The 12,101-nt window shown below is 62.1% G+C and carries 12 protein-coding genes; 7 read left to right on the top strand and 5 right to left on the bottom strand.

Translation table 11 applies throughout. From position 1 onward, the window contains the following. The first annotated feature begins 191 nt into the window (after positions 1–191). Genes AC07OP_RS02400 through AC07OP_RS02385 form a run of 4 tightly spaced genes read left to right on the top strand, consistent with a single transcriptional unit; the run spans position 192 to position 2,024 of the window. The gene (locus AC07OP_RS02400; RefSeq protein WP_141157508.1) at positions 192–503 is read left to right on the top strand and encodes a YXWGXW repeat-containing protein; all 312 of its coding nucleotides are present in this window, start codon (positions 192–194) and stop codon (positions 501–503) included. A gap of 38 nt (positions 504–541) precedes the next feature. Continuing rightward, positions 542–1,120, top strand: a complete 579-nt coding sequence (locus AC07OP_RS02395; protein WP_495101636.1) for an RNA polymerase sigma factor — start codon at positions 542–544, stop codon at positions 1,118–1,120. Beyond that, entirely contained in the window at positions 1,117–1,542 is a 426-nt protein-coding gene (locus tag AC07OP_RS02390) for a hypothetical protein (RefSeq protein ID WP_065941190.1), read from the top strand. Before AC07OP_RS02395 ends, AC07OP_RS02390 begins: the two co-directional genes overlap by 4 nt. Continuing rightward, entirely contained in the window at positions 1,539–2,024 is a 486-nt protein-coding gene (locus AC07OP_RS02385) for a periplasmic heavy metal sensor (RefSeq protein WP_495101635.1), read from the top strand. The genes AC07OP_RS02390 and AC07OP_RS02385 overlap by 4 nt, the downstream gene beginning before the upstream one ends. A 22-nt stretch (positions 2,025–2,046) precedes the next feature. Here AC07OP_RS02385 and AC07OP_RS02380 read toward each other — a convergent pair whose 3' ends face one another. Then, positions 2,047–2,409 (bottom strand): NUDIX hydrolase, encoded by a 363-nt coding sequence (locus AC07OP_RS02380; RefSeq protein ID WP_495101634.1) that lies wholly within the window; start codon positions 2,407–2,409, stop codon positions 2,047–2,049. Between the two features lie 127 nt (positions 2,410–2,536). Here AC07OP_RS02380 and AC07OP_RS02375 point away from each other — a divergent pair, with 127 nt between their 5' ends. The 3 genes from AC07OP_RS02375 to AC07OP_RS02365 all read left to right on the top strand — a co-directional run bounded on the left by AC07OP_RS02375 (position 2,537) and on the right by AC07OP_RS02365 (position 4,940). Continuing rightward, positions 2,537–3,517: a Gfo/Idh/MocA family protein gene (locus tag AC07OP_RS02375; RefSeq protein WP_495101633.1), complete on the top strand. Its 981-nt coding sequence runs from the start codon at positions 2,537–2,539 to the stop codon at positions 3,515–3,517. 19 nt (positions 3,518–3,536) lie between these two features. Further along, the gene (locus tag AC07OP_RS02370) at positions 3,537–4,166 is read left to right on the top strand and encodes a ribonuclease T2 family protein (RefSeq protein ID WP_495101632.1); all 630 of its coding nucleotides are present in this window, start codon (positions 3,537–3,539) and stop codon (positions 4,164–4,166) included. A gap of 186 nt (positions 4,167–4,352) precedes the next feature. After that, the gene (locus tag AC07OP_RS02365; RefSeq protein ID WP_495101631.1) at positions 4,353–4,940 is read left to right on the top strand and encodes a LysE family translocator; all 588 of its coding nucleotides are present in this window, start codon (positions 4,353–4,355) and stop codon (positions 4,938–4,940) included. On the opposite strand, the gene AC07OP_RS02360 is transcribed toward AC07OP_RS02365, so the two are convergent. From AC07OP_RS02360 to AC07OP_RS02345, 4 genes are all read right to left on the bottom strand, one after another. Further along, on the bottom strand, positions 4,882–5,769 hold the full coding sequence (locus AC07OP_RS02360; RefSeq protein ID WP_495101630.1) for an AraC family ligand binding domain-containing protein: 888 nt from the start codon (positions 5,767–5,769) through the stop codon (positions 4,882–4,884). The two genes, AC07OP_RS02365 and AC07OP_RS02360, sit on opposite strands and share 59 nt — an antisense overlap. Before the next feature lie 73 nt (positions 5,770–5,842). Next, positions 5,843–9,289, bottom strand: a complete 3,447-nt coding sequence (locus AC07OP_RS02355; protein ID WP_495101629.1) for a hypothetical protein — start codon at positions 9,287–9,289, stop codon at positions 5,843–5,845. A gap of 177 nt (positions 9,290–9,466) precedes the next feature. Then, the gene (locus tag AC07OP_RS02350; RefSeq protein WP_495101628.1) at positions 9,467–11,080 is read right to left on the bottom strand and encodes an ABC transporter ATP-binding protein; all 1,614 of its coding nucleotides are present in this window, start codon (positions 11,078–11,080) and stop codon (positions 9,467–9,469) included. A 1-nt stretch (position 11,081) separates the two neighbouring features. Next, positions 11,082–12,101, bottom strand: coding sequence for an ABC transporter permease (locus tag AC07OP_RS02345; protein ID WP_027606501.1), 1,020 nt, complete (start codon positions 12,099–12,101; stop codon positions 11,082–11,084).

Here is a 12,101-nt window from a genome sequence, read left to right as displayed (position 1 = left end):
CCTTCAACGCGGCAACCGGCGAAAATCCGTCGCACGCCTTTCAAACATTTCATCAAGCCCCGCCAGCCCCTGAGCAATACTGGTCTCGCCCCCTGCTGAAAAAATCTGCGCAGCCCGCGACGGATTTTTGCGCACGCGCCGTTCAACCCATCAGCAACCTGCACTTTCGCGGGTTGCATGGAGGAGTTGCCATGAGAGCCCTGGCCACATTGCGTTTAACCGTGCTTGTTCCGCTGGCCTTCGCCGCGTTTGTCAGCACCCCGACGTTTGCCCAGACCGACATCATCATTCAGCAGGCGCCGCCGCCTCCACGTGTGGAAATGATCCCGGCCGAGCGCCCCGGCTATGCCTGGGACCGGGGCCACTGGCGTTGGGAAGGGCGCGGTTACGGCTGGGTGCCGGGCCACTGGCAGCCGGTAATGCGCCATGCGCGCTGGGAGCCTGGCCATTGGGAAGCCCATGGCCCGAACTGGTACTGGCGCGAAGGGCATTGGATCCGCTGACCCCTGACCCCTGACCCTTGGCCCTGAGAACTGCCCGATTGAACGAGACTGATCCGGACGTTGAGCTGCTGGCGCGTATCGGCAATAACGAACCTGCCGCCGTCAACGAAATGGTGACGCGCAAGCTCCCGCGTTTGCTGGCGCTCGCCAGTCGGATCCTGGGGGACGCCGACGAGGCCAAGGACGTGGCCCAGGAAAGTTTCCTGCGCATCTGGCGCCAGGCCGCCCACTGGCGCAGTGGCGAGGCGCGTTTCGACACCTGGTTGCATCGGGTCGCGCTGAACCTGTGCCACGACCGCTTGCGGCGACGCAAGGAGCGCCCGCTGAGCGATGAGGCGGCGGTGGAGGTGGCAGACAGCTCGCCATCGCCTGAAGAGCAACTGGAGACCCAGGACCGCAGTGCACGCATGGCCGCCGCGTTGGCGGCCTTGCCCGAACGCCAGCGCGAAGCCATCGTGTTGCAGTACTACCAGGAGCTGTCGAACATCGACGCCGCGGCCCTGATGAATATCAGCGTCGAGGCACTGGAGAGCCTGCTGTCGCGGGGCCGACGCCAGTTGCGCAGCCAACTTGCCGATACACCCGGGCTCGCCCGCCCAGGAAGGGGAACATCATGACACCCGAACGCTTTGTGTACCTGGCCGACGTCTATGGGGCGGACCTGCGTCGCTGGCCCGCGGCAGAACGGGCAACGGCCCAGGCGCTGCTCGACAACGGCAACGTCCATGCCCGTGTAGCCTTGCAGCAGGCGCGTTGGCTCGACAGCCAGTTGGACAGCCATCAACTGGCGTTCCCCGACCCGGCGTTGGTCCGGCAGATCCGCCAATCCGCCCCACGCTCATTCTGGTCACGCTATGCCAACTGGTTATCGCCCGCCGGCCTTGTCGGTGCGGGCATTGCCGGCATCGTCACCGGGATGCTGGTGGCGTCCATGAGCGTGCCGCTGCCGATGTTGTCCTCCGACGTGCTGCCCAGTGTCTTTGATCAGGGCGACGCGGAAGTCGTCTTCAGCGTCAACGCCGAGGAAACCGAACAATGACCGCCAGATCCCTGAAACCGTGGTTGTTTGTCTCGATCCTGCTCAACGTATTTTTGATCGGTGGGGTGGGCGGCGGTCTCTACCACTGGATGGCCAACGCCCGGCCTGCCGAAGTGGTGGTTAACCAACACGGCCTGCGCCAGGCGATGGTCAAGTTGCCGCCGGAGCGGCGCAGGGAACTGCGCCAACTGCTGCGCCGCAATCGCGACGACAGCCAGCCGCTGATCATGGCCGGGCGTGAGGCGCGGCTGGGGGTGATCAAGCAATTGGAAGCGCCAAGCCTGGATCGTGAGGCGTTGGTAGCGGAACTGGCCAAGGCACGGGAGGCCGATATGGCGCTGCGGGCGTTGGTGGACGGTACCTTGGCGCAGTTCGCCGGCACCTTGCCTCAGGATGAGCGACAGAAGCTGGTAGAGACCTTGTACATGCGCGGACAGGCGAAGGCTCAAGCCAAGTCGGCAGGCATCAAGCCTCGGTCGTGAGTTGCGAGCCCCTCATGCGGTTTTACAGGCGACGCAGAAAGGATTTGACGATGTGCCGCGTGGCGTCGGTGGTGTCCAGTTCGTCCACGGCGCCATAGGCGTGCCACTGGCAGTCGACGATTTCGTTCAGCGGCCGTGCATCCGCGATATTCACCACCGAGGCTTCAAACACATGGTGCACGGTGTCGCGGGCCTTCAGCTCCTGCAAGTACAGCAGCCCGTCCACGTTCAATCCGGTTTCTTCTTCCAGCTCCCGTTCGGCCGCACCGACCGGGCGCTCGTCCCGCTCCACCTTGCCGCCCGGCAAGGCCCATTTTGACCTGGCCTTGCGCACGAAGAGGATATGCCCCTCGTGTTCGCAAATGACCGTTGCGCGTATTTTCATCGTCTGTGCCCCCGCAGCGGGATGAATGTCATAAAAGTGTAATGCAATTGTCATGCTAAGTGGTTATGGCGCGCCGCGGTGGGGATGTGGATACTGCCCGATTGATGAAAACGGACGAGGAAAACAGATGAGCAGCGTACGTTGGGGCATGATCGGGTGTGGCAGTGTCACTGAATTGAAGAGTGGACCCGCTTTCTACAAAGCGCCAGGTTCGGCGCTGGTGGCCGTGATGGGGCGGCGCGAGGAGGCCGTGCGCGATTATGCATCGCGCCATGGGATTGCCCGTTACTACACCGACGCCCAGGCACTGATCAACGACCCCGAAGTGGACGCCGTGTACATCGCCACGCCGCCCGACAGCCACCTGGAATACAGCCTGATGGTGGCGGCGGCCGGCAAGCATTGCTGTGTCGAGAAGCCGATGGCGCTGAATGCCGAACAGAGCGCGCTGATGCAGCGCACTTTCGAGCGTGCCGGGCTGCACCTGTTTGTTTCCTACTACCGGCGCTCGCTGCCACGCTTCCAGCAGGTGCGCGCGTGGCTGCAGGACGGGCGCATCGGCACGTTACGCCAGCTGACCTGGACCCTGTGCAAGCCGCCGGCCGTCGAAGATGCCAGCGCCGCCAACTGGCGCACCGACCCGGCCATTGCCGGTGGCGGCTACTTTGCCGACCTGGCCAGCCACGGTTTCGACCTGTTCCAGTACCTGGCCGGGGATATTGTCGAGGTCGCGGGCTTTACCGCACGACAGGCCGGGCACTATGCCGCCGAGGATGCCGTGACGGCCTGCTGGACCTTCAGTTCGGGCGCGCTGGGCATGGGCTGCTGGAACTTCGTCGCCGACCGCCGTGAGGACCGGGTCGAGTTGATCGGCAGCCGTGGGCGCATCCAGTTCTCGGTCTTCGAAGACCAGCCGCTCCACCTGGAGGGCGAGACCAACGAGGTGCTGGAAGTGCCATGCCACCCGCATATCCAATGGCACCACGTAGTGGCCATGAACGCGCATATTCGCGGCGAAGCCGAGCATCCGTCGCTGGCCATCGAGGCGTTGAAGACCGATCGGATCCTGGACAAGGTCCTGCAACGTAATCCCAATCTGCCGGGATGATTTTCCAAGGAATAGCAGAATGAAATACTGGATGGTCCTGTGGCTGGCACTTGCCACAACGGCGATGGCGGCCCCGCGTAGCCAAGGGACGCCTGGGGAATTTGATTTTTATGTGTTGTCGCTGTCATGGTCGCCGACCTTCTGCCTGACGCACCCGGACAACGAGCAGTGTTCGGGCAAGGGCTACGGCTTTGTGCTGCACGGCTTGTGGCCGCAATACGCGCGGGGAGGGTGGCCGGCGACCTGCGCGCCGCAATCGCGCTTGAGCCGCGAAGAGATGGACAAAGGCGCGGCGCTGTTCCCGACGCGCTCACTGCTCACCCACGAATGGGCCAAGCACGGCACCTGCAGCGGGCTGGAACCCTTGGCGTACCTGGAGAAAACCGATGCGGCGCTGGGCGTGGTTGCCATCCCTGCGCAACTGCAACCGTTCAACACGCCACCGTCGTTGCCGGCCCGCGAGATCGAAGCGCTGTTTCGCGAAAGCAACCCGCGCATGGGCAACCATGGGCTGGCGGTGATCTGCAAAGGCAAGGTGCTGTCGGAGGTGCGTGTGTGCCTGACCAAGGACCTGGCCTTCGCCGGTTGCCCGCGCAGTGTGAAAACCCAATGCCGTGATGGTGAAATTCGCATCCCCACGCAGCGTTGAACGCCGGCATCCACACACCTTTGCCCAAGCCACTGCACTAGGTCGAGATCCTGGCTGAGGATGGGCGGGTGTGTGGCGTCGAAGACTGTGTGATCCACGCCCCAGGGTGATTTTGTTCAATACCGATTTGACCCGGCCTTATACCGTGGAACCCAGTTTACGCCTCATCATAAAAAGGGAACCGCAATGAGCTTGATCATTTCCATGGCCGCCTTCGCCCTGGCCACGTCCATCACGCCGGGACCGGTCAACGTGGTCGCCCTGAGTTCAGGCGCGCGCTTCGGTTTTGTCGCCAGCCAGAAGCATGTGTTTGGCGCTGCCGTTGGCTTTACCTTGCTGTTGGTGCTGATCGGCCTGGGACTGCACGAGGTGCTGGTGCGCTGGCCCATCCTGACCCAGTTGATCCAGTGGGGCGGGGTCGCGTTCCTGCTGTACATGGCCTGGAAACTGGCGGTGGATAACGGCCAGCTCGACGCGGATGGCAGCGCGACGGCGCCATCCATGCTCTACGGCGCCATCATGCAGTGGCTCAACCCCAAGGCCTGGCTGGCCTGTGTGGCGGGCATGGGCCTGTTTGTGGCCGACGGCGATGGGCGGCAAGTCTGGCTGTTTGCCAGTCTCTACCTGGTGATCTGCTACCTATCGGTGGCGTGCTGGGCCTATGCCGGGACCTTTCTACGCCGTTACCTGGACAATCCCCAAGGCGTGCGCCTGTTCAACCGCTCGATGGCCGCGTTGCTGGTGGCCAGTGTGGGTTATTTGCTGATGGCTTGAGCACCTCGCGGTATTGCCCGGGGGTGGCGGCGAAATGTTGCTTGAAGGTGCGCTGGAAGTGCGCCTGGTCGGCAAAGCCCGCAGCGAGGGCCACATCGGCGATCAACTCGCCATTGCGCAACCGGGTGCGGGCAAACTGGATGCGTTGGTTGACCAGAAACGCGTGGGGCGTGAGCCCGTAATACTGCTTGAAGGCGCGGATCAGGTACGACGGCGACAGTTCGGCCGCCAGGCAGATGTCGTCGAGCTTCAACGCCTGGGTGCAGTGCTCGCGGATGTACTCGGCGGCCCGCTCCAGCTTGTGGTTGACCTCGCGCACCGGTGTGGGTGAAGGGTTCAGGCGCTGCTGGACTTCAGTGAAGTAGCTCACCAGTGCGCTCTGCTTTTGCAGCAATTCGGCCTGCTCGTTCACCAGCATCCGGTACAACGCCAGCAAGCCGCTGTACAGCAGCGGGTCACGGGTATACGGCGTATTGAAAGCGCGATAACCCTGGTCGGTGCTGAAGCCCAGTTGGTACTGTAATTCGGTCAGCCAGGGCGTATCGAGGTAGAGCATGTGATAGGACCAGGGCTGGTCGTGGATAGGGTTGCAGGCATGCACATCGCCGGGGTTCATCAACACCACGGTGCCGGCGCTGATCTGGAATGTATCGGCGCCGTAATGGTAATAGCTGCGCCCGGTGGTGATCGCGCCGATGGAGAAATGCTCATGGGCGTGACGGGTGTAAGTGACCTTGCGCCCGTCGGCGATGGTGCGCGCTTCGATGAACGGCAGGCGCTCGTCGCGCCAGAAGCGCGGTGCGGCGGGGAAAGGGGCGGGCGGTGTCATGGGCGCGACTCCAGGGCAGTCAAGATCAGAAACGGATCGTTGCACAGACCCTGGCGTTTGGGTAGCCGATGACTTAATAGGGTTTCAGATTGTGCAAACGCTCGTTTCGGTGTTTGTTGATCAGCAGGACCTTTTCCACATTGTTGAGGTTCTGCGTGGACTCACTCAGATCCCGGTGGTTACTGAGCAGGCACTGGTCAACGACCATCCTGGCAATCGCTTCGAGTCGTGCCGATTGCCAGGACTTCGGTATGGGGGCGGGGTCACCCTGGGTATCCGTTATGAGGGTGGTGTCCAGGGGATGGAGCAGGACCTGCGAACTGGCGCCCGCCACGGGTTCGGAACCGGTGAGATAAGCACTCCAGTCGATCTGCAACTGAACAGGGCCTGGGGCGACCGGGTCATTCAGCAGGCCGGATGGCGGGTTGGCCAGCTGCGTGACCAGCATCTGCCTGGGAAGCAGTTGCAGCAGGTAGCGATCCCGCTGGTAGCGAACACGCAACAGGCATCCAAAATGTGCGGTGATCATCGTGTCCCGGGCTGTGGGGGACGGTTTGCGCAGCAGGTACAGTTCGATGTTTCCTTGCTCCAGGCTGACGCGCCTGGGCAGCGGCAGGCAGGACAGCAGGTAGGCACTGTACACGATATAGCTCTCACGGATGGATTCGAGCGCGGCGTGGAAGTTTTCATCAGCGTTGTGGTCCTTGAGTGTTCTCAAGGGCGGCGAAAACCTGTTGACACGTACCTGTGGCTGAATCGCCCTCCAGCGTTCCATGTGCTTTAACTCACCGGCCAGATACAGTTCGGCCAGGGAAAAGGAAATATCCTGGGTGCTGACTTGCGGATAGCGAATACCGGGTGGAAGGAAGGGCGCCGGCATGAACACGGTTTTGTCCAGGTGAGCGTTATCCGGATAGACCTCACGCAGGTACCTCAATGCCGCCTCCTTCTGATCCGGATAGGGGGTGTGCAGTGAGCCGAAGGCATCGTTGAGTGTGCGCTTCTGTTTCTCATAGGTGCGCACGGCGAGCTCGCCTTTAAAGGGCAGGTCCGTGTCCGTCGCATCCACCACGCCATTGGCACGCGCCCAGTCGAGGACGGGATCGACCGTAGGAGGCAGCGCCCAGAATTCCCGGTTGAGCGTCGTGGCAGGGTTATGGACCAGCGTCATGATGTTCTCAAGTGTCATGTACCGGCTGGCGCCAGGGGTTTTCAGCTCGATGAAATCGACGAACTGCTTGAACACGACCCAGTTCTGGTTACACAGGTAAGGCAAGGTTTCGGGGATGTTGCGTACGAGCAATTGTGGCGCGCTGCCACTGAGCAGCAAATGCGCGGCCAGTGGGGCCCCCTCCAGCAGCGTCTGGCGCAGGAGGGCTTCCAGATTGCTGCGCACCAGTGCGCAGTTGTCACCCCAGTAGTAATCGGTGTCGATGGCCAGCCCGCCGACCAGGTTGCGTTGTGTGCCGGCCTGTTCGTCCAGGCTCAGAATCAACGCGCTGAGCAAGAGTGTCTGCCGGCGCTGCTGCGGCGTTGTGCCATGCACTGCGGCATCGGACCAGATGACGAGGGTGTTCAGGCGCTCGACCAATAGCTGGCTGCGCGGGCTCTGCACCATCTGGTTCAGCAGCATGTCCGCTTCGGCGCGGATCCTGGGGGCGCTTTTGCCCGCCCAACAAGGTTCGCCGAGCCACTTGAACAGGGGCGCTCCATGCGCCTGTGCAAACGCCTGTTGCGCTTCGTATACCTGTCGGCGTTGTGTGCTGGATAAGGTCAGCAATGACGGCTGCGGCTGGCCCAGGCCCTGCCAGTAGTTGCCCAGCCGGGGTGTCGCAGCCCTGACGGCCCTCAGGTAGTGCGCTGCCTGTTGGGCCTGGTCCGCTGTCTTCACTTCGGGCATGCGCAGGAATTTCATCAACTGCTTGAGGGTGGCCTTCATATCGCTGCGCAGCTCGCCGCCCAAGCGTTTGGCCAGCTCCTGCAAGAGCGTGAGATAGTGCTTGAGCGCTGGACTGGAGACGATATCGTCCGTGAGGTTTCTGCGCCTGCCGTCCCTGTCGTCCGCGCCTACATACCCCTCTTCAGTCAGCAGGACCAGCGCCTTTTCGTCGTCGATACCGCGTTTCACGCAAATGGCGACAAATGATCTGTGCTTGATCATCATCAGCAGTTTTTCGGCGCTCTCCTCCAGCAACTGGTAGAACATCGAGTCAGTGTCCAGCTCGACCGTATCGTCGAGCTCAACCTTTTCATCGGCTTGTTTGCCAGCGCTGACGCGCTCCAACTCTGTCTGCAGGCGATTAAAGTTATTCAGGGCGCTCAGGCTGTTTTGTTTGCGCTTGAGCCATTGCGCATCCTGGGCCGCTTCACTGCAGTACGGCTGCCCAGGCACGGATGACTGGCGCAGGCGCGTGATCAGGGCGTGCACATCGCTGGCCTGGAGGGGGACCTCGATGGCGTAGAAGTGCATGAGCTCTGCCAGGCTCAGGCTGTTATTGGAGGCTACCTGTTCTCCCAGCAACGATGCATATTGCGCCAGTCGAATCAGCCGACCCGCCACTGGCGCACCGCCCAGGTGTGTACGCAGGCTGATGCTGATCCCCTGGAGCTCTGCGGATGAGGCACGCAGGGAATGATCCTCGCCGGAATAAATAAAGTATTCATCGGGGCCCAGCGCAGTTGGGAACGTCTGCGTGAACTCGATCGAATTGATCACGCTCTGCAGTAATTGCGCGGCTTCTTTCAAGGTGTGCGCTACGAAAGAGTCAGACCTCAGCGTGAGGCGCTGGCGGTAAGCGAGGTAGCTGTCATGGGGTTCATCCGTGGCTGCCGCGCTGGCCATGCATTGCTCGAGGTTATCGGCCAGTTGCAGCAAGTCCAGGTGCTGGGCGTGCATTTCATGGCGTGTCGCCGACTGCGCGCGGCCATTGTCACCCATCGTTGGAAAGGCATGGTAGGCCTGCAGCTCATCGACAATCATCCGTGCCTGGATCTGGTTTTTGGGCAACGTGTAGCCGTAGAACGCCAGCGTCAATTCGAGTGGCAACTCAAACGTACTGTGGCCGTTTGGCAAGTCGATATAGGGCACGCCCAGTTGGTTGGGATCAATGATCTCGCAGATGCCCAGGATCGGCGCGGACACTTCCAGCCAACCTGGGTCGTCATGAAGATGAAAGGCCCTGGAAGTCAGTTGGTCCTCGTGAATGACATTGGCGTGCAGGGAGCTTCCCATGACCTTGATGCTTCGATACTCCAGGTGCTGCGCGTCGGCCCATGCCAGGAACACGCTCTGGTTGATAGCCTTGCCGAACAGCACCATCCATTGGCCAAGCCTGGAATTGCGGTCGACCGCGATCAACGCGGGAGGCCCCAGCAGCGTCCAATTGTGCGGTACGGCAGGTGACAGCAGTGCAACCAGGCTGTTGATCAGCTTCAGATCATCCTGGGTGGCAAACAAGACGGGGCTGGCAGGCAGTGGCTCGGTCGCCGCAGCGGCAATCAGCGGGGCAAATTCGTACATGAATGAAGTTCCGTTTCAAGGTTGCCCAAGAAAACGCTCTTGAGCGGAGCTTCATGGTCGAGGGTTTTTACCTGCGCTTGATAGCCTGCGTCATCCCGAGTTGCTGTAGGTCGAGTAGGCGGCCACGGTGATCCAATGGCGAGGCATGCCCACGCAGGAGGTGGGCGTGCTCATCGCTCAGAGGCGCTCCGGGCAGGGCACCAGAAAGGCCGCTTCCAGCAGTTGACGCGTATACCCATGCTGCGGATCAGCGAAAATCGCTCGCGCATCGCCCTGTTCCACCACCTGCCCGTGCTTGACCACCATCAACTGGTGACTGAGCGCCTTCACCACCGCCAGGTCATGGCTGATAAACAGGTAGGTCAGGTTGTACTTGGCCTGCAGGCTGCGCAGCAATTCCACCACTTGCCGTTGCACGGTGCGATCCAGCGCCGAGGTCGGTTCGTCCAGCAGGATCAGGCGCGGCTTGAGCACCAGTGCGCGGGCGATGGCGATGCGTTGGCGTTGGCCGCCGGAGAACTCATGGGGGTAGCGATGACGGGATTCAGGGTCCAGGCCCACCTCCTTGAGCGCCGCGATAATCGCCGCTTCCTGCTCGGCCGCTGTGCCCATCCTGTGGATGCGCAGGCCTTCGCCGACGATCTCGCTGACGCACATGCGTGGGCTCAGGCTGCCGAACGGGTCCTGGAACACCACCTGCATTTCCCGGCGCAACGGGCGCACCTGTTGCTGGGTCAGCGTGTCCAACTGCTGGCCTTCGAAACGAATCCCGCCCTTGCTGGCAATCAAGCGCAGGATCGCCAGGCCCAGGGTGGATTTGCCCGAGCCGCTTTCGCCGACGATGCCCAGGGTCTGGCCCTGGGGCAGGCTGAAGTTGATCCCGTCCACCGCCTTGACGTAATCGACGGTGTTGCGCAAGAAGCCCTTCTTGATCGGGAACCAGACTTTCAGGTCATCGACTTCCAGCAACGGCGGGCCGACGTCGTTGCTGGCCGGGCCACCGCTGGGTTCCGCCGCCAGCAATTCCTGGGTGTAAGGGTGTCGGGGCGACTGGAACAACGTCTCGCACTCTGCCTGCTCGACGATGCAGCCTTGCTGCATCACGCAGACGCGGTGAGCAATGCGCCGCACCAGGTTCAAGTCATGGCTGATCAACAGCAAGGCCATGCCCAAACGCGCCTGCAACTCCTTGAGCAACTCCAGGATCTTCAACTGCACGGTGACGTCGAGGGCCGTGGTCGGTTCATCCGCGATCAACAACTCTGGCTCATTGGCCAGGGCCATGGCGATCATCACCCGCTGGCGCTGGCCGCCCGACAGTTCGTGGGGCAGGGCCTTGAGCCGTTTGTGCGGCTCGGGGATGCCCACCAGTTCCAGCAGTTCCAGGGTGCGCCGGGTCGCGACCTTGCCGGTCAGACCCTTGTGCAGGCCGAGCACTTCGTTGATCTGCTTCTCGATGCAGTGCAGCGGATTCAACGACGTCATCGGCTCCTGGAAGATCATCGCGATGCGGTTGCCGCGAATATGCCGCAGGGTCTTTTCCTTCAGGGTCAGCAGGTCCTGGCCGGAATAGGTGATGGTGCCGGACGGATGCCGGGCCAGCGGGTAGGGCAGCAGGCGCAGGATCGAGTGGGCGGTCACCGATTTGCCGGAGCCGCTTTCGCCGACCAGGGCCAGGGTTTCGCCGCGCTTGATATCGAAGCTGACGTTGTTGACCACACGGTGGTGATGCGCGCCCGTGACGAACTCGACGGAGAGGTCGCGGATTTCGATCAGATTGTCCTGATTCATCTCATTTCCTCGGGTCGAAGGCATCGCGAGCGGACTCGCCGATAAACACCAGCAAACTCAACATGATCGCCAGCACGGCAAACGCGCTCATGCCCAGCCAGGGTGCCTGCAGGTTGGATTTGCCCTGGGCCACCAGTTCGCCCAGGGACGGCGAACCGGCCGGGAGGCCAAAGCCGAGGAAGTCCAGGGCGGTCAGGGTGCCGATGGCGCCAGTGAGGATGAACGGCATGAAGGTCATGGTCGAGACCATGGCATTGGGCAGGATATGGCGGAACATGATCGCGCCGTTCTGCATCCCCAGTGCCCGCGCCGCACGCACGTATTCGAGGTTACGCCCGCGCAGGAACTCGGCGCGCACCACGTCCACCAGGCTCATCCAGGAAAACAGCAGCATGATCCCCAGCAGCCACCAGAAGTTCGGCTGCACGAAGCTGGCGAGGATGATCAGCAGGTACAGCACCGGCAAGCCCGACCAGATTTCCAGGAAACGCTGCCCGGCCAGGTCGACCCAGCCGCCATAGAAGCCCTGCAAGGCGCCGGCGATCACGCCGATGATCGAACTCAGCACGGTCAGGGTGAGGGCAAACAGCACCGACACACGGAAGCCATAGATCACCCGCGCGAGCACATCGCGGCCCTGGTCATCGGTACCCAGCAGGTTGACGCGCGAAGGCGGCGCCGGGGCCGGTACCTTCAGGTCGTAGTTGATGCTCTGGTAGCTGAACGGGATCGGCGCCCACAGGGTCCAGGCGTCCTTGGCCTTGAGCAGTTCCTGGATATACGGGCTCTTGTAGTTGGCTTCCAGGGGGAATTCGCCGCCGAAGGTGGTTTCCGGGTAGCGCTTGAGCGCCGGGAAATACCAGTCGCCGTCGTAGTGCACCGCCAGTGGCTTGTCGTTGGCGATCAGCTCCGCGCCCAGGCTCAGCCCGAACAGGATCAGGAACAGCCACAGCGACCACCAGCCACGCTTGTTGGCCTTGAACCGCTCGAACCGGCGGCGATTGAGGGGGGACAGGTTCAT

Source organism: Pseudomonas sp. GW821-FHT09D08, from assembly GCF_059416305.1.
The sequence above is the reverse complement of the archived record's forward strand: the minus strand, read 5'-3'. Positions and strand labels throughout refer to the sequence as shown.